This is a genomic window from Croceibacterium salegens (genome assembly GCF_009827435.1).
Lineage (GTDB): Bacteria > Pseudomonadota > Alphaproteobacteria > Sphingomonadales > Sphingomonadaceae > Croceibacterium_B > Croceibacterium_B salegens.
This window is the reverse complement of the sequence record NZ_WTYM01000046.1, coordinates 1-24,594: the sequence shown is the minus strand read 5'-3', so window position 1 is coordinate 24,594 and position 24,594 is coordinate 1. Positions and strand designations below refer to the sequence as shown.

Annotated in this window: 29 protein-coding genes; 11 read left to right on the top strand and 18 right to left on the bottom strand. The window is 65.6% G+C overall.

All coding sequences use genetic code 11. From position 1 onward, the window contains the following. Positions 1–130 precede the first annotated feature (130 nt). Positions 131–1,009, top strand: coding sequence for an acyl-CoA thioesterase (locus GRI89_RS11740; protein WP_159795652.1), 879 nt, complete (start codon positions 131–133; stop codon positions 1,007–1,009). A 5-nt stretch (positions 1,010–1,014) separates the two neighbouring features. Here the strand turns inward: GRI89_RS11740 and GRI89_RS11735 are convergent, their stop codons facing one another. The 3 genes from GRI89_RS11735 to GRI89_RS11725 form a co-directional block, all read right to left on the bottom strand. Further along, positions 1,015–1,482: a hypothetical protein gene (locus GRI89_RS11735; protein ID WP_159795649.1), complete on the bottom strand. Its 468-nt coding sequence runs from the start codon at positions 1,480–1,482 to the stop codon at positions 1,015–1,017. Between the two features lie 86 nt (positions 1,483–1,568). Then, positions 1,569–2,060 (bottom strand): hypothetical protein, encoded by a 492-nt coding sequence (locus GRI89_RS11730; protein ID WP_159795646.1) that lies wholly within the window; start codon positions 2,058–2,060, stop codon positions 1,569–1,571. Between the two features lie 91 nt (positions 2,061–2,151). Continuing rightward, entirely contained in the window at positions 2,152–3,813 is a 1,662-nt protein-coding gene (locus tag GRI89_RS11725; protein WP_159795643.1) for a formate--tetrahydrofolate ligase, read from the bottom strand. Positions 3,814–4,039: 226 nt separating this feature from the next. On the opposite strand from GRI89_RS11725, the gene GRI89_RS11720 reads away from it, so the two are divergent. Both GRI89_RS11720 and GRI89_RS11715 read left to right on the top strand, forming a co-directional pair. Beyond that, positions 4,040–5,389: a DNA recombination protein RmuC gene (locus GRI89_RS11720; RefSeq protein WP_159795640.1), complete on the top strand. Its 1,350-nt coding sequence runs from the start codon at positions 4,040–4,042 to the stop codon at positions 5,387–5,389. Beyond that, positions 5,386–6,093: a hypothetical protein gene (locus tag GRI89_RS11715; protein WP_159795637.1), complete on the top strand. Its 708-nt coding sequence runs from the start codon at positions 5,386–5,388 to the stop codon at positions 6,091–6,093. The genes GRI89_RS11720 and GRI89_RS11715 overlap by 4 nt, the downstream gene beginning before the upstream one ends. Here the strand turns inward: GRI89_RS11715 and GRI89_RS11710 are convergent, their stop codons facing one another. The 7 genes from GRI89_RS11710 to GRI89_RS11680 all read right to left on the bottom strand — a co-directional run bounded on the left by GRI89_RS11710 (position 6,094) and on the right by GRI89_RS11680 (position 11,476). Continuing rightward, positions 6,094–6,897 (bottom strand): TrmH family RNA methyltransferase, encoded by an 804-nt coding sequence (locus GRI89_RS11710; protein WP_328598227.1) that lies wholly within the window; start codon positions 6,895–6,897, stop codon positions 6,094–6,096. A gap of 93 nt (positions 6,898–6,990) precedes the next feature. Then, a complete protein-coding gene (locus tag GRI89_RS11705; RefSeq protein ID WP_159795634.1) occupies positions 6,991–7,266 on the bottom strand; it encodes an HPr family phosphocarrier protein in 276 nt (91 codons plus the stop codon). A 4-nt stretch (positions 7,267–7,270) separates the two neighbouring features. Beyond that, entirely contained in the window at positions 7,271–7,675 is a 405-nt protein-coding gene (locus GRI89_RS11700) for a PTS sugar transporter subunit IIA (RefSeq protein WP_159795631.1), read from the bottom strand. A gap of 76 nt (positions 7,676–7,751) precedes the next feature. Continuing rightward, the gene (gene rapZ / locus GRI89_RS11695; protein ID WP_159795628.1) at positions 7,752–8,678 is read right to left on the bottom strand and encodes an RNase adapter RapZ; all 927 of its coding nucleotides are present in this window, start codon (positions 8,676–8,678) and stop codon (positions 7,752–7,754) included. 42 nt (positions 8,679–8,720) lie between these two features. Further along, positions 8,721–9,140, bottom strand: coding sequence for an HPr kinase/phosphorylase (locus GRI89_RS11690; RefSeq protein ID WP_328598226.1), 420 nt, complete (start codon positions 9,138–9,140; stop codon positions 8,721–8,723). Continuing rightward, on the bottom strand, positions 9,137–10,705 hold the full coding sequence (locus tag GRI89_RS11685) for a stimulus-sensing domain-containing protein (protein WP_159795625.1): 1,569 nt from the start codon (positions 10,703–10,705) through the stop codon (positions 9,137–9,139). The genes GRI89_RS11690 and GRI89_RS11685 overlap by 4 nt, the downstream gene beginning before the upstream one ends. Before the next feature lie 6 nt (positions 10,706–10,711). Beyond that, entirely contained in the window at positions 10,712–11,476 is a 765-nt protein-coding gene (locus GRI89_RS11680; protein WP_159795622.1) for a response regulator transcription factor, read from the bottom strand. A gap of 220 nt (positions 11,477–11,696) precedes the next feature. Between GRI89_RS11680 and GRI89_RS11675 the strand changes: the two genes are divergently transcribed. From GRI89_RS11675 to GRI89_RS11665, 3 genes are all read left to right on the top strand, one after another. Continuing rightward, on the top strand, positions 11,697–13,298 hold the full coding sequence (locus tag GRI89_RS11675) for a phosphoenolpyruvate carboxykinase (protein ID WP_407924979.1): 1,602 nt from the start codon (positions 11,697–11,699) through the stop codon (positions 13,296–13,298). Between the two features lie 119 nt (positions 13,299–13,417). Next, positions 13,418–13,729 carry a hypothetical protein gene (locus GRI89_RS11670; RefSeq protein ID WP_159795616.1) on the top strand — a complete coding sequence of 104 codons (312 nt, stop codon included), beginning with the start codon at positions 13,418–13,420 and terminating at the stop codon, positions 13,727–13,729. A 34-nt stretch (positions 13,730–13,763) separates the two neighbouring features. Next, positions 13,764–15,359, top strand: coding sequence for a tannase/feruloyl esterase family alpha/beta hydrolase (locus tag GRI89_RS11665; RefSeq protein ID WP_159795613.1), 1,596 nt, complete (start codon positions 13,764–13,766; stop codon positions 15,357–15,359). Here GRI89_RS11665 and GRI89_RS11660 read toward each other — a convergent pair whose 3' ends face one another. The 3 genes from GRI89_RS11660 to GRI89_RS11650 form a co-directional block, all read right to left on the bottom strand. Further along, positions 15,360–15,590 carry a hypothetical protein gene (locus GRI89_RS11660; RefSeq protein WP_159795610.1) on the bottom strand — a complete coding sequence of 77 codons (231 nt, stop codon included), beginning with the start codon at positions 15,588–15,590 and terminating at the stop codon, positions 15,360–15,362. Further along, positions 15,590–16,192: a polysaccharide deacetylase family protein gene (locus GRI89_RS11655; RefSeq protein ID WP_159795607.1), complete on the bottom strand. Its 603-nt coding sequence runs from the start codon at positions 16,190–16,192 to the stop codon at positions 15,590–15,592. The genes GRI89_RS11660 and GRI89_RS11655 overlap by 1 nt, the downstream gene beginning before the upstream one ends. A gap of 197 nt (positions 16,193–16,389) precedes the next feature. Next, a complete protein-coding gene (locus GRI89_RS11650; protein ID WP_159795604.1) occupies positions 16,390–16,752 on the bottom strand; it encodes a DUF3597 domain-containing protein in 363 nt (120 codons plus the stop codon). Between GRI89_RS11650 and GRI89_RS11645 the strand changes: the two genes are divergently transcribed. Continuing rightward, entirely contained in the window at positions 16,745–17,044 is a 300-nt protein-coding gene (locus GRI89_RS11645; protein WP_235913298.1) for a hypothetical protein, read from the top strand. The two genes, GRI89_RS11650 and GRI89_RS11645, sit on opposite strands and share 8 nt — an antisense overlap. 19 nt (positions 17,045–17,063) lie before the next feature. On the opposite strand, the gene GRI89_RS11640 is transcribed toward GRI89_RS11645, so the two are convergent. Continuing rightward, positions 17,064–17,723 (bottom strand): energy transducer TonB, encoded by a 660-nt coding sequence (locus GRI89_RS11640; protein ID WP_159795601.1) that lies wholly within the window; start codon positions 17,721–17,723, stop codon positions 17,064–17,066. A gap of 149 nt (positions 17,724–17,872) precedes the next feature. Beyond that, positions 17,873–18,529, bottom strand: a complete 657-nt coding sequence (locus GRI89_RS11635; protein WP_159795599.1) for an alpha/beta hydrolase — start codon at positions 18,527–18,529, stop codon at positions 17,873–17,875. A gap of 95 nt (positions 18,530–18,624) precedes the next feature. Here GRI89_RS11635 and GRI89_RS11630 point away from each other — a divergent pair, with 95 nt between their 5' ends. The 3 genes from GRI89_RS11630 to GRI89_RS11620 are packed head-to-tail and all read left to right on the top strand — an operon-like array spanning position 18,625 to position 21,144. Further along, positions 18,625–19,704: a cysteine desulfurase family protein gene (locus GRI89_RS11630; protein ID WP_159795596.1), complete on the top strand. Its 1,080-nt coding sequence runs from the start codon at positions 18,625–18,627 to the stop codon at positions 19,702–19,704. 22 nt (positions 19,705–19,726) lie between these two features. After that, on the top strand, positions 19,727–20,812 hold the full coding sequence (locus tag GRI89_RS11625) for a cysteine desulfurase family protein (protein ID WP_159795593.1): 1,086 nt from the start codon (positions 19,727–19,729) through the stop codon (positions 20,810–20,812). Next, positions 20,812–21,144, top strand: a complete 333-nt coding sequence (locus GRI89_RS11620) for a 2Fe-2S iron-sulfur cluster-binding protein (RefSeq protein ID WP_159795590.1) — start codon at positions 20,812–20,814, stop codon at positions 21,142–21,144. The genes GRI89_RS11625 and GRI89_RS11620 overlap by 1 nt, the downstream gene beginning before the upstream one ends. Positions 21,145–21,151: 7 nt before the next feature. On the opposite strand, the gene GRI89_RS11615 is transcribed toward GRI89_RS11620, so the two are convergent. Continuing rightward, positions 21,152–22,129: a SphA family protein gene (locus tag GRI89_RS11615; RefSeq protein WP_159795587.1), complete on the bottom strand. Its 978-nt coding sequence runs from the start codon at positions 22,127–22,129 to the stop codon at positions 21,152–21,154. A 245-nt stretch (positions 22,130–22,374) separates the two neighbouring features. On the opposite strand from GRI89_RS11615, the gene GRI89_RS11610 reads away from it, so the two are divergent. Further along, a complete protein-coding gene (locus tag GRI89_RS11610; RefSeq protein WP_159795584.1) occupies positions 22,375–23,532 on the top strand; it encodes a hypothetical protein in 1,158 nt (385 codons plus the stop codon). A 174-nt stretch (positions 23,533–23,706) separates the two neighbouring features. Here GRI89_RS11610 and GRI89_RS11605 read toward each other — a convergent pair whose 3' ends face one another. Beyond that, entirely contained in the window at positions 23,707–23,931 is a 225-nt protein-coding gene (locus tag GRI89_RS11605) for a hypothetical protein (RefSeq protein ID WP_159795581.1), read from the bottom strand. A gap of 79 nt (positions 23,932–24,010) precedes the next feature. After that, on the bottom strand, positions 24,011–24,594 hold a 584-nt coding region (locus GRI89_RS11600; RefSeq protein ID WP_159791433.1), incomplete at its 5' end, for an IS6 family transposase.

Below are 24,594 nucleotides of genomic sequence, written 5' to 3'. Positions count from 1 at the left end.
AATAGCCCCGGACTTGTTCCGGGGTTGCGCGGCAATCCAGTGCGGCACTGTGCAGCTCTGGATTGCTTCGCGTCGCTCGCAATGACGAAAATCAGTTGCAGGCGATGAACCCCGGCTTCATTGCCGGCCCATGGCCGATCCCACGCCCGAAGTCTTTGTCGCCCAGCTTCTCGAACTGCTGACGCTCAAGCCGCTCGGCAACGACCGCTTCGAAGGTCCGCGCCGCGTCGAGGGCATAGGCCGCGTGTTCGGCGGACAGGTCGTCGCGCAGGCTCTGGTCGCGGCTCTGGAGACGGTCGACGCGGATCGCCCGGCGCATTCGCTGCACGCCTACTTCCTGCGCGGGGCGAGCGAGGATTATCCAATCGAGTTCGAAGTCACCCGCGTGTTCGACGGCGGCAGCTTCTCCAACCGCCGCCTGACCGCCACACAGCAGGGCAAGCCGGTGTTCGCCTGCTCGGCCTCGTTCCACAAGCACGAGGACGGCTACGAGCACCAGTCGGCGATGATGCCCGACGTGGCCGGGCCCGACGAACTCGAATCCGAACACGTGCTGCTTGCGAGGCATTGGGACGAGATCGCCCCCAACGCGCCACCGATCATGCTCCGCCCGCGGCCCATCGAGGTTCGTTCGATAAATCCGGGCGACCTGCTCGACCGCGAGCCGGGCGAGCCCCGGCAATACGTATGGTTCCGCGTGCGTTCGCCGCTGCCCGACGATCCGCTGCTGCACCGGGCGATCCTCGCCTACTGGTCGGACATGCGGCTGATGGCGACGAGCCTCCTGCCGCACCCGATTTCTTTCGCCCGCGGCGACGTGCGCGGCGCGAGCCTCGACCACGCGCTATGGTTTCATGCCGACGCGCGCGTCGACCAGTGGTTGCTCTACGCGATGGAAAGCCCCTGGACAGGTGGGGCGAGGGGCCTCAACCACGGCCAGATCTTCACCGGGGATGGCACCCTTGTCGCCAGCGTGGCACAGGAAGGAATGTTCCGCGCCGTGCGCTGAGGCGGCTATTCGGAAGCCGCCTGCGGGTGTTGGTTGTAGGCTTGGTTATCGGCTGCTTCTTCGCCACCTGTGTTGCGCGGGTTTACCCGAGCGAAGATCGACTGGAGGGCACGGGCCATCCATTCTTCGTCAATGGCATCGGGATCGGCGGTTATCGGCTCGACGTGGGCAACGGCGAAGCGGCTGCGCTCGATCTCTCCTCCAGCCATCACGGCCTGGCCGTTGTGGATCGTGACCGAAACGGCGAGCACGCGGTTGCCGTGAACCTTGATGACGTAGCGCTTGATGTCGCGGGTCGCGCCTTCTTCGCTCAGTTCGAATTCCTCGCGAGCTGCAAATGCGCCCTTGAGCAGCCCGACCAGTCGTTCGAGCTTGGGCCCGACGTTCCGCTCCCATGCGAGGCGATCGTAAAGCGCCTTGTCGACGATGGCCGACAGGCGGTCACACGAGTGGTCGAAGTTTTCTACAGACACAGGCCGTTTCGCTCATCCAGCTCCGCTCGCCCCCGAATGATGGACGGCTTACCGGCACTAGGCGAAGATGGTTAAGAAACGGCCAATCAGCCGTAAGCCTGGTCCTCGAGCACCATTGGATCGCTCGCCAGGCTGTGCAGGTACTTGCGCCTCTCGATGCTGCCCTTGTCGAACATGTTCAGATGCCGGGCCTGTTCCCTGGTTAGCCTGAATTGCCGGTAGCCGCGATCGGCGAGGCACATTTCGAGCGCGTCCTTCAGGAGCGTCGCAGCGCGGTTCCACTGGATTTCCGGCGAAACGAGCTGCTGAACAGAGCCGATCGCCACGGCATCGTTGGTATTGTCGAGTATGCGGGAAGCGTAGATCAGGGCTTTTGCCGGCTTGGAGTCCGACAAGTCGGTAGCTGCCGCCTCGTGACCGCACGTGCTCGAATCGATCCAGTACTGTTCGAGCGAGACCCCGGCCTTGCCCCAGCTCGTCCTGGCGTCGGGCCTGACACGGTCGCCGGCCTGAGCGCTGCCGCCGGCCACTATTGCAGCCAGCGCGATGCAGTTCGCGGTTATGGTGAGCATGCGCATGACGAGCACTCCCTTCCGAAAGGAATGTTCGGCGTCATACAACGATTTCGAACCGATTTGAACGGGCGGCCGCCGGAGCGGCCGCCACAGGTCAGAACAGACCTTCGATCTGTCCGTTCTCGTCGAGGTAGATCGCCTCGGCGCTCGGGACCTTGGGCAGGCCCGGCATCGTCATGATGTCGCCGGCGATGGCGACCACGAAACCGGCACCAGCGCTCAGTCGAACTTCGCGGATGGTCACGTCGAATCCGGTCGGGGCGCCGAGCGCGGTCGGGTCGGTCGAGAACGAGTACTGCGTCTTGGCCATGCAGACCGGGAAGTTGCCGTAGCCCATTTCTTCCCACTGCTTGAGCTGGCTCTTCACCGCCGGGGACATCGTCACGCTCTCGGCGCGGTAGATTTCCCTGGCGACCGTTTCGATCTTGTCTGCCAGCGGCATCTCATCGGGGTAGAGCGGCTTGAAGTCGGCGCCCTTGTCGGCCTTGGCGGCGACGATCTTCGCCAGTTCCTCGGCACCCGCGCCGCCATCGGCCCAGTGCTTGCAGATCACGGCGTCGGTGCCGAACTTGCTCGCCATCTCCTGAATCACCGCGATTTCCTCGTCGGTGTCGAGGTAGAAGTGGTTGATGGCCACAGTCGGGTTGATGCCGAATTTGTTGAGGTTCTCGATGTGGCGTTCGAGGTTGACCGCGCCCTTGCGGACCGCATCGACGTTCGGTTCGGTGAGGTCCTTCTTGGCCACGCCGCCGTTCATCTTGAGCGCGCGCACGGTGGCGACGAGGACGATGGCGTCGGGCTTGAGGCCGGCGATGCGGCACTTCACGTCCATGAACTTCTCGGCCCCGAGATCGGCGCCGAAGCCGGCTTCGGTGACGACGTAGTCGGCCATGGCCAGCGCCGTCTTGGTGGCGATCACCGAATTGCAGCCGTGGGCGATGTTGGCGAACGGGCCGCCGTGCAAGAACGCCGGATTGTTCTCCAGCGTCTGCACCAGGTTCGGCATGATCGCGTCCTTGAGCAGGACGGTCATCGAACCGTCGGCCTTGACGTCGCGACAGAACGCCGGGGTCTTGTCGCGGCGATAGCCGATGATGATGTCGCCGAGGCGCTTCTGCAGGTCCTTGAGGTCGGAGGCGAGACACAGGATCGCCATGATTTCCGAGGCGACGGTGATGTCGAAGCCGGTTTCGCGCGGGAAGCCGTTGGAGACGCCGCCGAGCGGGCCGACGATCTGGCGCAGCGCACGGTCGTTCATGTCGAGCACGCGGCGCCAGGTGACGCGGCGCAGGTCGATCTCCAGGGCATTGCCCCAGTAGATGTGGTTGTCGATCATCGCGCTGAGCAGGTTGTGCGCGCTGGTGATCGCGTGGAAGTCGCCGGTGAAGTGGAGGTTGATCTCGTCCATCGGCATGACCTGCGACTTGCCGCCGCCGGCGCCGCCGCCCTTGACGCCGAAGCACGGGCCGAGGCTCGGCTCGCGCAGGCACAGCAGGGTCTTCTTGCCGATGCGGTGGAGCGCGTCGGACAGGCCGACCGAAGTGGTCGTCTTGCCTTCGCCGGCCGGGGTCGGGTTGATCGCGGTGACGAGGATCAGCTTGCCCGGAGCCGCCGCCGGGGGCAGCGCGTCACGATCGATCTTCGCCTTGTACTTACCGTAGGGAATGAGCGCCTCGTCGGGGACGCCGGAAGCGGCGGCAACCTCGGTAATCGGCTTCAGGGTCGCCTGGCGGGCGATTTCGATATCGGTGGGCATCGGCGGGTAATCCTCTTCCGGCGTCTGATTCGTTTTCGTTCACTTACGCGAAAAATTCGCAAATCCGAAATTGTAAGTGACCCATACAATCGGAGGAGCGAATCTCAAGGGGATTTCTGGCCGGTGGAAGGCAGCGGGGTTGGGCATAGCGTGACCCACAGGCTTGTGTCGCTTAAGGCCGGGCCCTAAGTTCGCTCTCTGTTCCCATACTCTCCGGGTCAAAAACATGGACACAACCGTCGCCGCCTTCATTGTTGTTGCATTGGTCATCGGACTTGGCGCGGGCTGGTTCCTCGGCAACCGCCCGGCTGCCGGGCTCAAGGCCGACCTCGCCAAGCGCGAGGAAGAGTTCAAGGCCGCAGCGGCGGAGCTGGGCGCAGCGCAGATCGAGATCGCGACGCTCAAGGCCAATGCCGAGAACTTCGACAAGCAGATCGCCGCGCTGAAAGACGCGCGCGAGGACCTGCTGGCGCAATTCAAGGCGACCGGCGGCGAGGTGCTGTCGAAGGCGCAGGAGCAATTCCTCAAGGCCGCAAGCGAGCGCTTCGGCCATGCCGAAACGGCCAGCAAGGAAGCGGTCAAGGCGCTGCTCCAACCGGTGCACGAGCGGCTCAAGTCCTACGAAGATCACGTGACCGGGCTTGAACAGAAGCGTGTCTCCGCCTTTGGCGAACTGACCGGCCTCATCGCCTCGATGCGCGAAGGTCAGGAGCAGGTCCGGCGCGAGGCGCAGCGGCTCGGCAACTCGCTCACCAACGCCCCCAAGGCGCGTGGCCGCTGGGGCGAACGGGCGCTGCAGAACCTGCTCGAACAGTGCGGGCTGGCCGAGCACACCGATTTCCACCTCGAGCACTCGATGGACACCGAGGACGGCCGGTTGCGGCCCGACGCGATCGTCAACGTGCCCGGCCAGAAGAAGCTGGTGATCGATTCCAAGGTCTCGCTCAACGCCTACCAGGCGGCGTTCGAGGCGGACAACGACGAGGAGCGCAAGCGCCAGCTCGACCTGCACGCCAAGTCGATGCGCAACCACGTCCAGCAGCTTGGCGCGAAGAGCTACCAGAGCCAGTTCGAGGAAGCGCCCGACTACGTGGTAATGTTCGTGCCCGGCGAGCATTTCGTCGCCGCCGCGCTCGAGGCCGATCCCGAATTGTGGGACTTCGCTTTCGAAAAGCGCGTGCTGCTGGCGACCCCGACCAACCTCGTCGCGATTGCCCGCACCGTGGCGCAGGTCTGGCGGCAGGACTCGCTCGCCCGCGAGGCGCAGGAGATCGGCCGCATGGGTGCGGAACTCTACGAGCGCCTCGCCGTTGCCGCTGAACATCTCAAGCGCGTCGGGGGCGGATTGGAAACCGCGGTCAACAACTACAACAAGTTCGTCGGCAGCTTCGAGCGCAACGTCCTCTCTTCCGGCAAGCGACTGGCCGAGAAGGGCATCGAAGTCGGCAAGCGCGAGATCGAGGAAGTTCCCCTTGTCGAAAGCGCTCCACGCTATACATCGGGCGACATGGAGACCTCGGCGCTGCCCCTCCCGGGCGGCGACGGGACAAGGGAAGAGGCAAACGAAGGCGCATGAAGGCTCTAGTCGCGGCCCTGCCGTTGGTCCTGCTATTGGCTGGCTGCCAGCGCGAGGATGCGCCGGCGGACAACCTCGTGGAGAGCGCGGGGCAGCTGGTCGGGGCCGAGCAGCCGGTTGACGAAAAGCTGGCCGAGGGCCGCTATGCGCCTCGCGATACCTGTAGCGATCTCAAGGGTGCCGACACCTTTCGCCAGGATCTTGCCGTCGCCGTACAAGCGCGCGACGCCGATGGACTGGCCGCGCTCGCGGCGGAAGACGTGAAGCTCGATTTTGGCGGCGGTACAGGCCGCGAAGAACTGCGCAAGCGCCTGACCGGCAAGGAATGGAACCTGTGGGACGAGCTTGACGAACTTCTTACGCTCGGCTGCTCGGCCAATGCACAGGGCGGTCTGACCATTCCGTGGTATTTCGACCAGCCGATCGACGGGGTGGACCCCTACAGCGGGATGCTGGTGACGGGCGAAAAGGTTCCGCTACGCGAGTCTCCCCAAGCCGATAGCGCGGTGCTGGAGGAAATCTCTTGGGACGTCGTGACGATCGACGCGCTGCGGCCCGACGACCGCTATCAGCAGGTCACTTCCCGCGACGGCAAGAGCGGCTTTATCCTCACCGACAAGCTGCGCAGCCTTGTCGACTATCGCCTCAGCGCTGCTTCGCGGAACGGCAGCTGGCGCATCGTCAGCCTTGTCGCCGGGGACTGATCAGCCCTCCAGTTCAGCGAGCACTTCGTAGGCGAGGACCGCTGCCGCTACGGCCGCATTGAGGCTGTCGGCGCGGCCCCTCATCGGCATCGTCACGCGCAGGTCGCAGGCCGCCTCGTAATCTTCGGGAAGGCCGCGCGACTCATTGCCGACGAGGATGAAGCAGGGCGCGGCATAGGGCGCGCCGCAATAGGGCACGGCCTCCCGTAGCGACGCAGCGACCAGTTGGCCGTCGCCGGCACGTAGCCACGGCAGGAACTCCTCCCACGTCGCCTTTGCGATGGCCTGGGTGAACACCGCGCCCATGCTGGCGCGTACCGCCTCGGCCGAGAAGGGATCGGCGCAGTCGTCGATCAGGATCAGCCCGCCCGCGCCGACGGCATCGCCGGTACGCAGCATCGTGCCGAGATTGCCCGGATCGCGCAGCGCCTGGGCGACCAGCCAGATCGGGGAACCGTGTCGATCAAGCGCTTCAATCGCGGTGTTCCACTCTGCGAACACCCCCAGGACGGCCTGCGGATTGTCCTTACCGGTGATCTTGGAAAGGATGTCCGGCGAAGTCTCGATGATCTCGCCGCCGGCCGCCTCGACCTCCGCTTCGAGCGCGGCGAGCAGCGGGTGCGGGTCGCGACCCTCGGCCATGACCAGCGACTGCGGCAGGCGGCGGCATTCGCGGGCATCGGTGAGCAGGCGCAGCCCTTCGGCCAGGAACAGCCCCTCGCGCTTGCGGTGCTTCTTGTCGCGCAGGGCACGCAGGGCCTTGACGGTGGGGTTGGAAAAGCCGGTGATCGTCCTGCGGGTCACGCTTCACCCCTAGCCGTTCGTGCCGAGCGAAGTCGAGATGCTCCCGCGTGCCGTGTCTCGACTTCGCTCGACACGAACGGGGAAAGACGCAGCCTACTCTTCGCCGAACTTGTTGGAGATCATGGACACCAGTTCGCCCAGGCGAGCTTCGGCTTCGGCGCCTTCGACGGAAATCTCAATGGTATCGCCCTTGGCCGCGCCGAGCATCATCAGGCCGAGGATCGAGCTACCAAGCGCGCTGTTGCCGTCCTTGACGACGGTGACCGTGCAGCCGTCCATCATCGCGACCGCGGCAACGAACTTGGCGCTGGCGCGCGCGTGCAGGCCGCGCTTGTTGACGATTTCCACCGACTGGCGCGCGTCCGCCATGCGATCAGGCGTCCTGGCCGAGGAATTCCGAGGCGACGGTGATGTAGTTGCGCCCGGCTTCGCGCGCGGCGGCCACGGCGGCCGCCAGGTCGAGGTCCTTGCGGGCGCCGGCAAGGCGGATCAGCATCGGCAGGTTGATACCGGCGATGACTTCGGTCTTTCCGGCCTCGAGCAGCGAGATGGCGAGGTTCGACGGGGTGCCGCCGAACAGGTCGGTGAGGATGACCGCGCCCGAACCGCTGTCGACGCGCTTGATCGCATTGGCGATCTCGCGGCGGCGCGCTTCCATGTCATCGTTGGGGCCGATGCAAATGGTTGCGACGTCGCGTTGTTCACCGACGACATGCTCCATTGCGTGGACGAATTCCTCAGCCAGTCGGCCGTGGGTGACCAAAATCATGCCGATCATGCGACTGGATAACTCTTTATCTCTTGAACCCGAACCGCGCGAGTCGCGCGGCAAGGGCGGGGGCATAGTCCGGTTTTCACGATTGTTGCACCCCTTCTATCATCTCGGCTGCGCGCGACCCGAGATTGCGATGCAGGACGGTGGGCGTGAATCCCGCCCCGCGCAAGACCCCTGCGAGCTTCTCGGCGGTGTAGACCGAACGGTGTCTCCCTCCGGTACAGCCGATCGCTACAGTGACGTAGGTCTTACCCTGCGCATCGTAGCGCGGCAGCAGGAAGGTCACGAGGTCGGCGATCCGTTCGAACGCCGGGGCAAAGGACGGGTCGCGCTCGATGTGTTGGCCGACGGCAGGATCGAGCCCGGTCTGCTCGCGCAGTTCGGGAACCCAGTGCGGGTTGTCGAGGAAGCGCATGTCGAACACCAGGTCGGCGGCCGGAGGCACGCCGCGGGCGAACCCGAAGCTGGCCACCGTGACGGTCAGCGATCCGGGCGATTCGGCCCCAAACCGATCGCGGACGACCTGCTTGAGCTCGTTGGTCGAATACCGGGTCGTATCGATCAGGACATCGGCCCAGTGGCGCAGTGGGGCGAGCAGTTCGCGCTCAGCTGCAATGCCCTCCGTCAGAGGGGAATCCTGCGCCATGTGGTGCCGGCGGCGCGTCTCGTCGAAACGCCGCTCGAGCTCGACGGTCGTACAGTCGAGGAACAGCGTCGAGATGACGAGATCGGGCCGGGCGCTGAGTTGCTTCACCCGCGCGATAATTTCGTCGGGCTTGAAGCCGCGGGTGCGCCCGTCGAAACCGATCGCAAGCGGCGGAGCTTCCTGTTCATGTCGCTCACCCTCCTTGCCGATGAGGCGGCGCAACAGGCGGATCGGGAAGTTGTCGAGAGCCTCCCACCCGAGATTCTCGAGCTCGCGCAGGACCGTGGTCTTGCCGGCACCGAGCATGCCGGTAACTAGCAGGATTCGTTGTCTGTCCTCGCTCGGCGCAGTGTCGGCCATCGCCCTTAATTCTGCGCCTTCGCTCCGCCCATGTGAAGCCACTTATCGCGCGCCATGTTGCCGCAGCGCCCATTCGACCCTCAGCGGCAGGGCCGGTGTGTCGGGGAAGAGCGCGATCTCCGGCACGGCGTGTCCCGCGAAGTGCGCAGGTGTTGCCGTTTCGACGAAGCGCGGCGCTGCCGGATCGAGCCGCACGGCAAGGGCGAGGGGGGCTTCCGCGACAGGCAGGTCGACCAGTCCAACGTTGCGGATTTCCAGCTTGCCGGCGATGTTTGGAGGTGGACAAGCCCAGCAGCGGCCCTCGCGATTTTCGAAAAGAGCTCCGTCGTCGCCCACCAGCACGGCACCGCGGTCAATCAGCGCCAGCGCCAGACTCGATTTGCCACTGCCGGGTGGCCCAGAGATGAGCACCGCGCGGCCATCAATGGCGACGCAGGTAATATTGGCGAGCAAGTCGCTCACGCCGCCGGCAGTGACAGTACGAAACAGGCGCCCGCTGCCTCGTCGGCCCGCGAGCTGACCGTCAGTGTACCATCGAGAGCTTCGGCGATGGCCCGGCCGATGGCGAGGCCGAGGCCGCTGTGATCGCCGAAGTCCTCCGCCTCGGGCCGCAACGAGTGGAAGCGGGCGAAGATCTTCTCGCGCGATTCCTCGGGCACGCCGGGCCCCTCGTCACAGATCGAAACGTCGACCCGGCCGGCACGGTTGCCGATCGTCGCAACGATTTCGCCGTTCGGCGGGGAAAACGACACGGCGTTGTCGAGCAGGTTCTCGATCACTCGCTCGAGCCGGATCGGCACGCCCATGACAAGGGTCGACCCGCCTTCGTATTCGAGCGAAACCCTGACGCCGTCGTTCTCGCCGCGCGCTTCGCGCCGGGTGATGACGTTGCCGACCAGCCGCGCCATGTCGATCGGTTCGAAGACCGCGCGGCTCAGTTCGGCATCGATGCGGCTCGCTTCGGAAATCTCGCTTACCAGCCGGTCGATGCGCCGGACATCGTGCGCCGCTACCTCGGTCAGCTGCGCGCGCAGGGCCTTGTCCTCGACCTTGGGCAGCGAGTCGATCGCGCTGCGCAGGCTCGCAAGGGGGTTCTTGATCTCATGGGCGACGTCGGCGGCGAAGGCCTCGACCGCGTCGATGCGGTGGCGCAGCCCGTCGGTCATTTCAGCGACCGCGCGGGCCAGCAGCCCGATCTCGTCGCGCCGTTCGGGGAGACGCGGCACTTCGACGTGGCGCTCGCGGCCCTGGCGCACGCGGATCGCGGCGCGGGCGAGCGTGCGCAGCGGCAGGACGATGGTGCGCGACATGTAGAGCGAGAGCATGATCGAGGCGAGCAAGGCGAGGCCGATGGCCGAGCCCAGCGTGGTCCGCGCCGCACGCACCTTCTCGGTGATGTCGACCGCGTTGCGCGTCGTCAGCAAGGTCGCGCCGACCAGGCCGACCGGCGCGGCGGCGTTGATCACCGGTGTGCCGTCGGGCGCATCGCGCAGCTGGATCTGGGTCAGGCCTTCCTTGCGCGCGCGGGCCAGCTCGGGCCAGGCGTCGGCATCGGTGTCCTCGGGCTCGATGTAGTCGGGAATCGGGTCGGCGCCGACGATGGTGTCGACCGCGCGGTCGAGCCAGCGGGCGAAGTTTTCCGAGGCGTTCTCGTCACCGACCTTGTCGAACTGGAAGGCCGGTTTGTCGAGCTGGAAGCTGTCGGCCCAAAGGTGCCCCTCGGCATCGAACATCCGCAGGCGCAGCTTCTGTTCCTTGCCGATCTGCTTGAGCACCGCTTCCTGCCGCTCGCGGCTCGCCCCGGCGAGTGCTTCGGCGGTGATCTGCGCTTCGATCCGGGCGAGCTTGTAGCGTTCGTCGAGCAGCACCTTACGGTAGGAGTCGAGGTAGAACACGCCGAGCCCGAACATCAGTAGCGGGACGATATTCACTGCCAGAATACGCCAGGTCAGCGAGACCAGCCGGGAGCTGCTCAGCGGGTCGCGCGCCTTGACCTCGTGCCGCGCGTTCCACCCTTCGTCGGTCATGGCAGGTCAGCCATCGGAGTAGCTGTAGCCCGCACCGTAAAGCGTCTCGATTGCCGAGAACTCGGGATCGGCGGCGCGGAACTTACGGCGCAGGCGCTTGATGTGGCTGTCGACCGTGCGGTCGTCTACGAACACGTCGTCGGGGTAGGCGGCATCCATCAGCTGGTTGCGGCTCTTGATGACGCCCGGGCGCGAGGCGAGCGCCTCGAGGATCAGGAACTCGGTCACCGTGAGCGAAACCGGCTGGCCGTCCCACCGCACACGGTGGCGCGCCGGGTCCATTTCGAGCCGGCCGCGCTCGATCACCGGCCCGTCGGGAGCGATGCCCGGCTCTCCCGGCGCACCGGCGACGAGCGGCGCGGCGCGCCGCAGGATGGCGCGGATGCGCGCCAGCAGCAGGCGTTGGCTGAACGGCTTGGTGATGTAGTCGTCGGCGCCGAGCGCGAGCCCGGCTGCCTCGTCCTGCTCCTCGTCCTTGCTGGTCAGGAAGATCACCGGCAGGTCGCTCGTCTCGCGCAGGCGCCGCAGCAATTCCATCCCGTCCATGCGCGGCATCTTGATGTCGAACACGGCAAGGTCGGGGCGGTTCTCGGACAGCGCCTTGAGCGCCGCCTCGCCATCCGAATAGACCCGCGTGGCGTAGCCTTCGGCCTGCAGGGCGATCGACAGGGTGGTGAGGATATTGCGGTCGTCGTCGACCAGCGCGATCGTGCGGCGCGGCTCGGCCGCCCGGGCGACGTCCTCATATGCAGCATCACCAGTCTGGGTCATCGCTAATCCTTGTGGGCAACGGCCTAACTGCTTGCGCTGCGAGACACAACAATCGTGCCTCAAATCGGTACTCTTTCGATATGCGAACGTTCACAATTTTGACTGCCAATACAGAGTATGGTTGCACAAATTGACGCAACATATCTTCGCCACTATGCGCACGCGAAAAATCAGCGTGCACCGGCCGATTTCGGTCAAATCGAATATTGGGAGCTTAGCTTTGCCGCTTACGTTTTCTGAACAGCTTTCGGCCCAGGGATTTCCCACCGGGGCAACGATCCATGCCAATCTCGGCACGGCGGCCCTGATCGAGCACGCGCTCAAGCGGAGCGAGGGACGGCTGACCAAGGACGGCGCCCTGCTCGTCGATACCGGCAAGTTCACCGGACGCAGCGTGAAGGACAAGTTCGTCGTTCGCGATGCCGTGACCGAAGACACGATCAACTGGGGCGCGATCAACCAGCCGATGTCAGTCGAGCACTGGGCCAACCTGAAGGCCGATTTCCTCGCCGAATTGAAGGGCCAGGACGAACTCTACGTCGCCGACCTGTTCGGCGGCAGCCAGCCGGAATACCGCGTCAATGTGCGCGTCATCAACCAGATGGCCTGGCACAACCTGTTCATCCGCACCCTGCTGGTTCGCCCGACCAAGGACGAGCTGACGAGCTTCGCTCCCGAATACACCATCATCAACCTGCCCAGCTTCAAGGCCGACCCCGAGCGCCACGGCTGCCGCAGCGACACGGTGATTGCGGTCAACCTGACCGAGAAGCTGATCCTGATCGGCAACACCGAGTATTCGGGCGAGATGAAGAAGGGCGTTTTCGGCCTGCTCAACTTCCTGCTTCCGGCGCAGGGCGTGATGCCGATGCACTGCTCGGCCAACATCGGCGCCGACGGCAAGAGCGCGATCTTCTTCGGCCTCTCGGGCACCGGCAAGACCACGCTTTCGGCCGACGCCAGCCGTACGCTGATCGGCGACGACGAGCATGGCTGGTCGGACCAGGCGGTCTTCAACTTCGAAGGCGGCTGCTACGCCAAGATGATCAACCTCTCGGCCGAAGGCGAGCCGGAGATCTACGCGACGACCAAGATGTTCGGCACGATCCTCGAGAACGTGACGATGGATCCGGATACGCGCGAGCTCGACTTCACCGACGCGAGCAAGACCGAGAACACCCGCGGCGCCTATCCGATCGAGTTCATCCCCAACACCAGCGAGAAGAACCTCGGCCCGCCGCCGTCGAACATCATCTTCCTGACCGCCGACGCTTTCGGCGTGCTGCCTCCGATCGCGCGGCTCACCCCGGACCAAGCGATGTACCACTTCCTGTCGGGCTACACCGCCAAGGTCGCCGGCACCGAGATTGGCGTCACCGAGCCGACCGCGACCTTCAGCACCTGCTTCGGCGCCGCCTTCATGCCGCGCCACCCGAGCGTCTATGGCAACTTGCTCAAGAAGCGCATTGCCGAGGGCGGGGCCGAGTGCTGGCTGGTCAACACCGGCTGGTCGGGCGGCAAGGCGAGCGACCCGGGCATCAAGCGCATGCCGATCAAGGCGACCCGCGCGCTGCTCAACGCCGCGCTCGACGGCAGCCTCAACAACGCCGCGTTCCGCAAGGACCCGAACTTCGGCTTCGAAGTGCCGGTCGAAGTGCCGGGCGTCGACACGAAGCTGCTCGATCCGCGCGCGGCCTGGGCCGACCAGGACGAATACGACAGGACCGCGCAGAAGCTTGTCCAGCTCTTCGTCGACAACTTCGAGCAGTTCGCGGCCCACGTCGACCAGGGCGTGCGCGACGCGGCTCCGCAGCACGCCTGAGCCCTCGCGGCGACAAAATCTTACAAGAAAGACCCCTTCCGCCCCGGCGGGAGGGGTTTTTCTTTGCCCGCATTCGGTTCAATATGTTCGCCAGGACGGGAAGTTCAGGAGAATGCGCGATGAGTCTTTTCGACCAGGTTCTGGGCTTCGCCCACGATCATCCCACCTTGAAGAACATGGCCGACAAGATCGGCATCAATCCGCGCGAAGCCGAAAAGGCCATCGCCGCGCTGGTCGAGGCGCACCATAAGCCCGAGGATACCGTGACGGCGGCTGCGGCCAAGACCGGACTCGATGCGGGCGTGCTCAACCAGATCGTCGGGCACATCGGCGGCGAAGGCTCGCTGGCCGAGTTCGCGCAGATGCTCGACGCCGACCATGACGGCAATCCGTTCGACGACATTGCCGAAAGGCTGTTCGGCAAGTCCTGAGCAAACGAAAACAAGCAACGAGGGGAACAGGGAAATGGGCAAGTTCGGCAGGCTCGCGTTGCGGGCAGGGGGAGTGGCGTCGGCGGCGCTGGCCATGGCATTGGCGGCGCCCGCCGCGGCGGCCGACTGCGACGACCTAGCCAGCCTCAAGCTGACCGACGGCAAGGTCACCTCCGCCACGCTGGTCGAGGCGGGCAAGTTTTCCCTTCCCCAGGCCGCGGGCGGGCCGGCCCCCGGAGTGCAGGCCTCGGGTTTCGCCAACCTGCCCGCGTTCTGCCGCGTTCAGGCGACGATGACGCCGACGCCGGACAGCGACATCAAGGTCGAGGTCTGGCTGCCCGCAAGCGGCTGGAACGGCAAGTTCGTCACCATCGGCAACGGCGTCTGGGCCGGATCGATCAGCTACTTCCAGATGGGCGGTCCGCTCGGCCGCGGCTATGCCGTCGCTGCGACCGACACCGGCCACACCGGCAGCGGCATTTCCGCCGACTGGGCGGTCGGTCATCCCGAAAAGCTCGTCGATTTCGGCTACCGCGCGGTGCATGAGGCGGTCGTCACCGGCAAGGCGGCGGTGAACGCCCTCTATGGCTCGGGCCCAAAACTGTCGTACTGGGATTCCTGCTCGACCGGCGGGCGCCAGGGGCTGATGGAAGCCTATCGCTTCCCGGCCGACTTCGACGCCATTTCCGCGATGGCCCCGGCCAACCCGATGACCGAACTGATGACCCAGTCGATGTGGGTCGGGTACCAGCCCAACCGCATGCCCGGCGCGAAGCTCAGCCCGGCCAAGCTGGCGACGGTCCACTCGGCGGTCCTCAAACAGTGCGACAAGCTCGACGGGCTCGAGGACGGCATCATTTCCCGCCCGACCGCCTGCACCTTCGAACCGGCAACCCTGCAATGCACCGGCGCGGACAGCGACAGCTGCCTGACGCCGGTGCAGGTCGACACCATGCGGGCGATCTATGACGGCATCCGCGACGCCAACGGCAACGTCGTGCTCGGCGGCTTCACCTACGGCAGCGAGATGCAGCTTGCCGCGCTGACGCAGGGCCCGGCACCCTTCCCGGTCGCGCTGACCTACTATTCGATGCTCGTGTTCGGCGACAACAAGGGCTGGGACTGGAAGACCTTCGACTATGCCCGCGACCGCCAGGCCGGGATAACCTACGGCCGCGACATCCTCGACGTGCCGCCCGACGGTCTCGATGCCTTCTTCGCGCGGGGGGGCAAGCTGCTGCTCAGCCACGGCTGGAACGACGGGCTCATCCCGGCCAAGAACTCGCTGCTGTTCTACAGCATGCTCTATCGCAACATCCCGCTGCAGCAGGCGCAGGACCAGCTGCGCTACTTCATCGTGCCGGGCATGGATCACTGCTCGGGCGGCGAGGGCGCGAGCCAGTTCGACACGCTCGGCACGATCGACGACTGGGCGACCACCGGCGCTGCTCCGAACCGGATCGAGGCGACCAGGCCGACCGTTGTCGCCGGCTTCCCCGGTGCGCCGCCATCGCCGCCGCGCGATCCGCTGTCGCGACCGCTCTGTGCCTATCCTCTCTACGCGAAGTACGATGGGGAGGGCGACACGTCGCTGGCCAGCAGCTTCACCTGCGTCGCGCCGGAGAGCTGATCAGCCCGAGCCGTAGAGCGCGTTGGCGACAGCCTGCTCGACGACGCGCGCTCCGCTCCTGACCGGGTTCGACGGCAAGACCTGCCGGGGTTGCTGTGCGGCCTTGCGGGCCACGACGCGATTCCCGGCATAGGTTGCCGTCTCGACGCCCGGCATGTCCGCCAGCGCGGCGCAGAACTGCTCGAAGCGGCGGCGCACGATGCGGTTGATGCGGCGGCGTCCGCGGCACATCAGCTCGAAGCTGTGCGAGACGATGGTGAACTGTCGATGCCATGCTGGCGGGCGTGGCTCACCGCGCCGGTCAGTTCGCTGTACGACAGCGCGGTCAGTTGCGCGTGGCGCAGCCCGCTGGGCACCTGGATACAGCCGACGGGGATCTCGGTGACGCCAAGGCGGCGGATCGGGCGGCGGTCTTCGGGGCCAACGCCGATATCGCAGTCCGACCCGGCGATGCCCGGTGTGTGGTTCGAGCTATTAGCGAAGCCGAGCCGCGTGAGGGCGCGCAGTGTGTCGTCGTTGGCACCGTAATTGCCGGTGCGAAATGCCACGGGGCGCGGGGTGCCGGCCGCTATCAGCGCTTCGCGGGCATAGTCGAGCAGGACTTCCTGCTCGCTGCGCGTGAAGTCCTTGAGGTTGCGTCCGGTCTTGCCGCCGAGCGGATTGGCGCTTCCCGCGAGCGCGAGCCATTCGGTGTGCATTTGCAGTTGCACGTCATGCCCGCGCACCAGGATCGGTTCGACCACCTGCGCCACCGCCCCGGTACCCCAGACCAGTGCCGGCATGGGATCGACGAAGAACACCGCGCGCAATCCGTACCGCTCGAACACGTCCATCTGGTAGAAGATGCCTGCGTCGCCCGCCGGCGTGCGGCACTGGATCGAGCGCGCAAAGTTCTTCTAGCGCGCGGGCACATCGGTCCCGTGGCGCGCGGCGAACCCGAATTCGTACTCGGGGTCTACCGTAACGTAGACCTTGGCAACCTTCCCGCGCATAGCGCGGGAAGGTTGCCAAGCGCGAGGATTACCCCGGCTTAGTCGACGTATTCGGCCGGTACCTTGCCACCGTTCTTGGCCAGGTCCTGCATTACGCGGCGGTGCAGCCAGATGTTGTCCTCGACGCTGCCGGAGTAATCGTTCCGGCCCATCTCCACCGCCAGTTCCTTGCGCGATTCGTAACTCGCATCGACGTCAATCAGCTTCATCAGGTCGACGATCGAGGTCCGCCAGTTGAGCTTGTCGGCGCCCGGCATGGAATCGAGCTTCTTCTCGACGTCGACCTCGGTGATCGGTTGCAGCTGCGCCGGCTTGTTCATCGGGATGGCCGAAGTCGTGGCCGGCTTCGCCTCCTCCTTGTGGCCGAAGATGGCGTTCTTGATCTTTCCGAAAATGCTCATGGGGGCTCTCCTGCTGGGGGCATGGAACGAACAGCCGGCGGCGGCCGGGGTTCCACCCGAATCCGCAATGCCCTATCGATGCGACATGGATGTGATCTTTTCGGTCGTTGTGCTTGCCGCTTTCGCCCTTCTGGGTGGAGCCTGGTTCCAGTGGCGGCGCGAGGGGGCGGTCAAGCAAGTCTGGCTGATGGCGCTGCTCGCGGTGATCATGCTGGCCAACGTGGCCCTGTGGACGGTGCCCGACAAAAACGGCGCGGCCCCGATGGACCGCGCCGAAGTGTCCCCGGAATAGGCTCAAACCGGGGGAGGCCTTATCGGCGGGGCAAGATCCAGCGCACCGTGCTGGAATAGCTTCCGACGACCTTGTCGCCGTTGCCGTCTGTCGCCGCATCGAAGCGAGCGCGTCGGGTCACATACTTGCAGGTTGCCGCATCGAGTTCGGCGTTGCCGCTGCTCGAGGTGATCTCGCAGGCATCGACCTTGCCGTCGCTGCCGATCACCAGGCGGAAGCCGGCGACACCTTCCGCCTCTTCGCGGATCGGGCGCGAGGGATAATCCTCGTTCAGCACCCAGCGCGCCGGGTCGTTGCGCGGTGCGGCGCGTTTCGGAGTGAAGCGCGGGCCGACCGGGGGCTGGACCTCCGGCACCTTGACCAGCGTCGGCGGGGGGATTGCGATCGGGTCGAATTCCTTAACGTCGACCCTTATCGTGCCGGTCAGGTCGAGCGGCGGCGCGGGCGCAACCAGCTTTTCGGGCTTGGATGCCGTTTCGGGTTGCGGATCGTCGGGCGGCGGAGGCGGCGGCTTTTTGTCTTCGATGAACGTCGCCTCAGTGGGCTGGGTAATCTTGGTGAAGGCATCGACCACCAACCCCGATGCCAGCACGTATCCGATGAGTCCGTTGACGGCGATAGCAATGCCTATTGCGGTAGCCCGCCGCCGCGGGTCCTGCGCTTGGTTGAGATAGGACATGGGAACCTCTCCTTTCTCCCATGAGCCGAGTCTCTCGACTCAATGTGATAATGTAACATCTCATTCAATGCGCAAGAAGGCAAGAGGGTTCCCTTCCGCCCGTTCGGGCGGCCATCAGGCGGGGATTTGAGAGGTTGCGCCGACCCGCGTCAGCGGATCGGGCAATCCGGATCGAGACGGAAGTCGAGGTAGTTGTCGACCGACCGCATCAGTTCTTCCTGCTCATTCTCGAAGAAGTGATTGGCGCGCGGAATCTCGTCGTGGTGGATCGTGATGTGCTTCTGCGTGCGCAGCTTGTCGACCAGCTTCTGCACAGCGCTCGGCTGCACCACGGTGTCGGCCACGCCCTGGACGAAGATGCCCGAAGCGGGGCAGGGGGCGAGGAAGCTGAAGTCGTACATGTTGGCCGGCGGGGCGATCGAGATGAAGCCGCGGATTTCCGGGCGGCGCATCAGCAACTGCATGCCGATCAGCGCGCCGAAGCTGACGCCGGCGACCCATGTGGTCTGCGCTTCCTGGTGGATCGACTGCACCCAGTCGAGCGCCGCGGCGGCGTCGCTCAATTCGCCGATGCCGTTATCGAAGCTGCCCTGGCTACGGCCGACGCCGCGGAAGTTGAAGCGCAGCGTGGCGAAGCCGCGATCGACGAAAGTCTTGTAGAGCCGCTGCACGATGCGGTCGTTCATCGTTCCGCCGCCCTGCGAATGCGGATGCAGGATCATTGCCACCGGCGCGCGCGGGCGCGGCGGGGGAGAAAAACGGCCTTCGAGACGGCCTTCAGGGCCGGGAAAGATGACGGACGGCATGGTGCGAGCTCTTGTATTTGTGTTTGACGCGGCGCGGGTGGCGCGCCGGAAGTGGGGGGCTATATAGGGTTTACGCCTGAAATCGCAATTCCAACATGACCCGCATCTACCTCGACCACGCCGCGACCACGCCCCTGCGCCCTGAAGCGCGCGAAGCAATGCTGCGCGGTTTCGACATCTGGGCCAATCCAAGCAGCCCGCACGCCGAGGGGCGCAAGGCCCGCGCCGCGCTCGAGGACGCCCGCGAACGGGTCAAAGCGACGCTCGGCTGGGAGGGCGAAGTCATCTTCACCGGTGGAGCCACCGGGGCGGCTCTGATCGGTCTCGGCTGCTCGCAGGTGGAGCGGCTTTGCGCCAGCACCGTCGAGCACGATGCGGTGCGGCGCGGCGAGGGCACGCTCGATTTCGACTTGCCCGTGCGGTCCGATGGCGCGGTCGATACCAGGCTGCTGCCGGTAGCGCTCGATGACCAGCCGACGCTCGTCGCAGTCCAGCAGGTCAATTCCGAAACCGGCAACCGGCAGGACCTTGCCGCGGTATCGGCCGGACTGGCAGGCAAGAACGCCATGCTGCTGGTCGATTGTGCGCAAGGTGCGGGCAAGTTTGCGCTCCCGAGAGAGGCCGACATGGCGATCGTTTCGGCGCACAAGTTCGGCGGGCCGATCGGCGTGGGCGCGCTGTTGGTGCGCGAATACGGGTTGCTCTTCGCGACGGGCGGGCAGGAGCGCGGCTATCGCCGGGGCACCGAGAACCTGCCCGACATCCTTGGCATGGCGGCGGCGCTCGAGGCCTGCAACGATCCCTACATCGATCCCGGTGTGCTCGAACCACTCGATGCCTTTGCCGCCGAGGTTCGGGCGATTGGCGGCGACTGGCTTTCTGACCGGCTGTCGGACCCGACGCCCTACATTCGCGCGCTCGCCATGCCCAACATGACCGGCACCGCGCAGGTCATGCGTTTCGACATGGCCGGGATCGACGTTTCGCAGGGCAGCGCCTGTTCTTCCGGCACAATGAAGACCAGCCATGTGCTCAAGGCTCTTGGCCTCGGCGACGATCTTGCCGGCCGGACGATCCGGGTCAGCTTCGGCTGGTCGACGAGCCGTGCAGAAGTCGAGAGGTTCTGCGAGACTTGGCTTGCGATGGCGCGCGAGGCCGCCGAAGGGGCCGCATGAAAAATACGATTCACGGGTTCGCATGATCTATCTCGATAACCAGGCCACAACTCCGCTCGCGCCCGAAGCGCTCGAAGCCATGCTGCCGTGGCTCGGAGGTCCGGAGACCACCGGCTACGGCAATCCCCATTCCTCGCACCGCATCGGACGCCAGGCCGAAGCCGCGGTCGATATCGCCCGCGAGCAGGTCGCCGCATTGTTTCCCGAAGGCGGCACCGTCGTCTTCACCGGCAGCGCCACCGAGGCGCTCAACATTGCCCTGCGCGGCAGCGACCGGGCGCGCGGGGACAAGCGCATCGCGATCAGTGCAATCGAGCATTCCGCTGTCCTGAACACCGCGAAAGCGCTCGATCCGCAGGCTGCGGTATTGGCCGTTGACGCCGACGGGCTGGTCGATCCGCAGGTCGCGCTGCCCGAGGACCTCGGGGTGCTGGCGGTCATGCAGGTCAACAACGAGATCGGCACGATCCAGCCGGTTTCCGACCTCGCCGAACGGGCCCGCGCTGTTGGCGCACTTGTCGTCTGCGACGCGGTCCAGTCGGCGGGAAAGATGGCCATCGCCGAGGCCGACCTGATCGCCGTCACCGGCCACAAGCTTTACGGCCCCAAGGGCGTCGGCGCGCTGTGGATCCGCGACGGCATCGAGCTGGACCCGGTCATCACCGGCGGCGGGCAGGAAGCGGGCATCCGCTCGGGCACGCTCAGCCCCGCGCTCTGCGCCGGACTGGGCGCCGCGGTAAAGCTCTCGCTCGACACCATGGACGAGGACGAGGCGCACATCGATGCGCTGTGGGATCGGGCGCGCGAGATGCTCGCCGGGTGGACGCTCAACGGCAGCGCCACGCACCGCTACAAGGGCAACCTCAACATCCGGCGCGATGGGCTCGACGTGGCTCGCCTGATGTCCGATGCTCGCGAAGTGTGCTTCTCGGCCGGGTCGGCCTGCGCCAGCGAGGCGAAGAAGCCGAGCCGCGTGCTTGGCGCGATCGGCCTCTCGGTCGAGCAGTCGCGAGCCTCGATCCGCATCGGCTTCGGCCGCTACACGACGATGGACGAACTGGAGCAGGGCATCGGCATAATCCTCGAAGCGGCGGACCCGCAGGGCTGATGGTCAAGGTTCGCTTCATCGACCGCGACGGCTCTCCGGTCGAAGCGGAAGGCGAAGCGGGCCTGAGCCTGCTCGAATGCGGGCAGGCGGCCGGCATGCCGCTCGAGGGAACTTGCGAGGGGCAGATGGCCTGCTCGACCTGCCACGTGATCGTCGCGCCCGATTGGTTCGACCGGTTGCCGGAAGCGAGCGAGGAGGAGGAGGACATGCTCGACCTCGCCGCCCACGTCACCCGCACCAGCCGCCTGTCGTGCCAGATCGTCCTCGGCGAGGAGCTCGAGGGGCTGGAGGTGCGAATCCCCGACGAGAGCCGGGACATGCGCTCGCGCTAGGGCCCGATCAGCCCGCTTCGGGGGGCAGGTTCATCTTGATCGGGAAGGTCAGCGAGAAGAAGAACGCGCTGCCCTTCAGCCGGTTGCGCACGTCGAATTCCTTGAACGCCCTGAACCGCGCGGTGACCGGCGTCTTGCCCGACAGGAAGTTGAAGGCCGCCGTCAGGCCTCCCGCGACCGTCTTGCCCTTGAACGGCCCGAGCCTGGCCCCGGGGCCGCTGTCGCCGCTCAACTGGTCGAAATAGTAGCCCTGCACGCCGAGCGAGAAGCTGGGCGAGAAGGCCTTCTCGATCGCGGCTTCGGCGTGGAATTCGTCGCCGGATTTGTATTGGGTGTAGTCGTTTGTGCCGTTGAAGGTGACGCCGACCTTGCCGCTCACGTCCCAACCGGATTCCATGTCGTGGAGCGACATCGCGACCGATCCGTCGTAAATCCAGCGGTTGAAGGCGAGGTTGGCGAGTTGGTCCTCGCGGTAATTGCCCACCGGGATGTTCACTTGCACGGTCGGCTGAATGAAAAGGTTGTCGGCAAGGGGCCAGCTGACCTGGACCGTCGCCACCGGATCGCCGATCACCGTGGCGTTGTCGAACGCGTCAAACTGACGCACCCCGCCTCCCGGGCCGGTGAGCACCACCGAGGCGTCGATATTGGGATGGCCGACGGGAAAGGTGGCTCCGAGCTGCAACACCCCGCCCGCGAAGTCGGTCGATGGAACGAAAAGCACGGTCGGGAAGTCGGCTACGACCGTGGCATCGAGTCCGGCGACGATCTGGCCGCCGACGACGAATTCCTTCGAGACCTTGGCGCTGCCGTCGTAAATATAGACGGTGTTGTCGATGAAGATCCCTTCGACCGGAGGCGCCACCGCCGCCCCGGGCCCGCCCGATCCGAGCAGGTAGAAGCTGGTGCCGCCTTCCGACGCCAGCGCGGGCGAGGCCGCAACCGCCAACACGCAGCCCGCCAAGCCCTTGAGGTAGGTGTGCATTTCCCTGATCCTTTCGTCGCCTCAATCGTCCTGAAACGCGCCGATTCTAGGCGGGGGGAAGGGCCGCGATATCGGGGTAATGCCTGAGATTGCCGCTGCCTGTCGCGGACACGGGCCATTCCGGGGCAGCAAGTCGCGGACAGTTCCTGCTGGACGAAGGGCCCCGTGGACTGGAAGTATGCGCCTTCCGGCCGATTGCGGTCCCGCGCCATGAAAGACGGGGCATTCCGGGGGGAGAAGCCTGAGTGAAATCCAATTTCCGCTTCTACGACAACCGCCAGAAGTACCTGATGTTCGTCAACACCTGCTCGGAGAAGTGGGAGGTGGCGCAGCGCCTGGCAAAGGAACTCGACAAGCTGGTCCCGCGCCCGCCGGCCTTGCGGTTCTTCGATGCCGGGGTCGGCGACGGAACCGTGCTGGCGCGCGTGCTGCGTTCGATGCATCGCAAGTTCGACCGCCTGCCGTTCTACATTGCGGCCAAGGAAATCAGCCTCGAGGACATCCGGCTGACGCTCGACAAGATGCCCGACCGCTTCTTCGAGCATCCCGAAACGGTCCTCGCGCTGACCAACCTGCCTTACGCCGATGCCCCATGGCTGGTGCACCGCAAGGACGGTGCGCAGCCGCCGGTGGTGTGGAAGGAGGTTGCGCTCACCGGATCGACCGCCGCCGAATTCGAACAGCAGATCAACGACCTGCAGCCGTTTCTTGCCGTCAACTGGAGGACGCGGGTCAGCGAGAAGACGGGCGTGCTGCTGCCCGAAACGCCGACCGTGATCGTGCTCTACCGCCACGACTGCCGCTACATCCTCGACGCGGTGATCCCGCGTCCCGGAAGCCCGCGCGCCGACTTCGACCTGGTGCTCGCGAGCCAGCCGTTCCGCCTTGCCGCCGACGTCAAGTTCAAGGCCGGACGGGTGCTCGCCCCGCTGGCCCGCGCGCTCGGGCCGGGCGGGCGAATGCTTGGGGTCCACTCCGCCGGCGGCGACCCGGGACTGGAGATCGTGCGCGAGGTCTGGCCCGAAGCCGACCCGTTCACCACCTCGCGCCACGAACTCCTCGCCGCGACCGAGGCGGCGCTCGGCGACGAGGCCGCCCGGTTCGCCTTCGAGCCGCTGCCCGACGAGGAATCGCGCCTGCGCTATTCCATGCACACGCTGCCCGACGAGATCGACAGCAACGACACCCTCATCGGCACCTCGACCCTGCTCGCCGCGTGGAACGCCGCGACCTATGTCGCGCAGATCGAGGACGACAGGCTGGCCGAGGCGATGACCGGTTCGGCCTACCTCGACGCAACCCGCGACGTGCTTCGCGAACACGGCGCGCTATGGTTCGACGACGAGACCTACGTGATCCGGCGCGTGGCGGGCTATGCAGGGTCTCGAAGTTCTCACCTGTGACCCTGTCGAAGTTGGAAAAAATGTCGTATTTCCATCGGGTTATGCTTTGACTTGCAGGGTCTCACATGGCGCGGCCGGAAAAAATCAGCGGCGCCTGGGCCGATCGTCGGGCAGGTTGCGGGCGACGATCCGGTCGGCCTGCGTCTCGCCGCCGGGCGGTTCGAGCCTGGCCCGCTAGTCCACCACCAGCGTGCGCTGTTCGTCTTCCCAGCCGACCGAGCCCGTCTCGACCCGCTGCAGCATCCGGTCCCAATCCTCGGTCCAGAACTCGGCCGCCGCGCCGTAGCGGCCGAGCATCGGCGCGCCCATGCGATTGCGCATGTTGAGCAGCGCCACGATCAGCTGCGGGTTGCGCTTGCGGTGCGTGGCGACGAGTTCGCCGCGGTGATAGTACGGCACCTCTTCGCCCTCGAGGGTGCTGTCAGTCCAATCGCTACAAGTCTCCAATTGACGCAGGTTGTGCAGGAAACACGAGGCTTCAGCTCACGAGCGACTGCCACTCGGCCAATGCGGCCGAGCGGCGAAGCTTGTAGGTCTGACGATCGACGAGGTGGCGTTCCGAATTGAAGTGATTGTGGAAGGAGGAATGGACGGAGGCGAATTTCTGCAGTGACTTCATCTGCCGAAATCGCAGCAATGCCCGCTCTCGTCGTCGGAAAGGCAAGTGTGAATTCTCGGCCCGATTGTTGAGCCAGCGGCCCATCTCGCGGCGGTCGATATTGTCCAGTTCCCGCATGGCAGCCGGATAGGAGCGCAGCCCGTCGGTGACGATTGCCTCGGGCTTGCCGTGCCGCTTCAGCGTCTTCTTCATGAACGCCAGAGCCGCGGATTTATCGCGTTTTCGAGTAACATAGCTCTCCAGCACCTCGCCCTCGTGGTCCACCGCCCGCCAGAGGTAGACCATCTCTCCGTTCAGCTTCACGTACATCTCGTCGAGGTGCCAGCGCCACTGACGAAAGCCGCGCATCCGGTTCACCCGCTGCCGCCGGATATCGGCAGCAAACAGCGGGCCGAACCGGTTCCACCACAGCCGCACCGTCTCGTGGCAGATGTCGATCCCGC

Bases quoted from the DNA above. Each gene is read 5' to 3' on its own strand.
- GRI89_RS11680 (WP_159795622.1), bottom strand. From the start codon at position 11,476: ATGACCCAGACTGGTGATGCTGCATATGAGGACGTCGCCCGGGCGGCC.
- GRI89_RS11615 (WP_159795587.1), bottom strand. From the start codon at position 22,129: ATGCACACCTACCTCAAGGGCTTGGCGGGCTGCGTGTTGGCGGTTGCG.
- GRI89_RS11665 (WP_159795613.1), top strand. From the start codon at position 13,764: ATGGGCAAGTTCGGCAGGCTCGCGTTGCGGGCAGGGGGAGTGGCGTCG.
- GRI89_RS11625 (WP_159795593.1), top strand. From the start codon at position 19,727: ATGATCTATCTCGATAACCAGGCCACAACTCCGCTCGCGCCCGAAGCG.
- GRI89_RS11730 (WP_159795646.1), bottom strand. From the start codon at position 2,060: ATGCGCATGCTCACCATAACCGCGAACTGCATCGCGCTGGCTGCAATA.
- GRI89_RS11685 (WP_159795625.1), bottom strand. From the start codon at position 10,705: ATGACCGACGAAGGGTGGAACGCGCGGCACGAGGTCAAGGCGCGCGAC.
- GRI89_RS11725 (WP_159795643.1), bottom strand. From the start codon at position 3,813: ATGCCCACCGATATCGAAATCGCCCGCCAGGCGACCCTGAAGCCGATT.
- GRI89_RS11705 (WP_159795634.1), bottom strand. From the start codon at position 7,266: ATGGCGGACGCGCGCCAGTCGGTGGAAATCGTCAACAAGCGCGGCCTG.
- GRI89_RS11720 (WP_159795640.1), top strand. From the start codon at position 4,040: ATGGACACAACCGTCGCCGCCTTCATTGTTGTTGCATTGGTCATCGGA.
- GRI89_RS11630 (WP_159795596.1), top strand. From the start codon at position 18,625: ATGACCCGCATCTACCTCGACCACGCCGCGACCACGCCCCTGCGCCCT.
- GRI89_RS11645 (WP_235913298.1), top strand. From the start codon at position 16,745: ATGCTCATGGGGGCTCTCCTGCTGGGGGCATGGAACGAACAGCCGGCG.
- GRI89_RS11715 (WP_159795637.1), top strand. From the start codon at position 5,386: ATGAAGGCTCTAGTCGCGGCCCTGCCGTTGGTCCTGCTATTGGCTGGC.
- rapZ (WP_159795628.1), bottom strand. From the start codon at position 8,678: ATGGCCGACACTGCGCCGAGCGAGGACAGACAACGAATCCTGCTAGTT.
- GRI89_RS11660 (WP_159795610.1), bottom strand. From the start codon at position 15,590: ATGTGCCGCGGACGCCGCCGCATCAACCGCATCGTGCGCCGCCGCTTC.
- GRI89_RS11700 (WP_159795631.1), bottom strand. From the start codon at position 7,675: ATGATCGGCATGATTTTGGTCACCCACGGCCGACTGGCTGAGGAATTC.
- GRI89_RS11740 (WP_159795652.1), top strand. From the start codon at position 131: ATGGCCGATCCCACGCCCGAAGTCTTTGTCGCCCAGCTTCTCGAACTG.
- GRI89_RS11640 (WP_159795601.1), bottom strand. From the start codon at position 17,723: ATGTCCTATCTCAACCAAGCGCAGGACCCGCGGCGGCGGGCTACCGCA.
- GRI89_RS11670 (WP_159795616.1), top strand. From the start codon at position 13,418: ATGAGTCTTTTCGACCAGGTTCTGGGCTTCGCCCACGATCATCCCACC.
- GRI89_RS11650 (WP_159795604.1), bottom strand. From the start codon at position 16,752: ATGAGCATTTTCGGAAAGATCAAGAACGCCATCTTCGGCCACAAGGAG.
- GRI89_RS11620 (WP_159795590.1), top strand. From the start codon at position 20,812: ATGGTCAAGGTTCGCTTCATCGACCGCGACGGCTCTCCGGTCGAAGCG.
- GRI89_RS11635 (WP_159795599.1), bottom strand. From the start codon at position 18,529: ATGCCGTCCGTCATCTTTCCCGGCCCTGAAGGCCGTCTCGAAGGCCGT.
- GRI89_RS11655 (WP_159795607.1), bottom strand. From the start codon at position 16,192: ATGGACGTGTTCGAGCGGTACGGATTGCGCGCGGTGTTCTTCGTCGAT.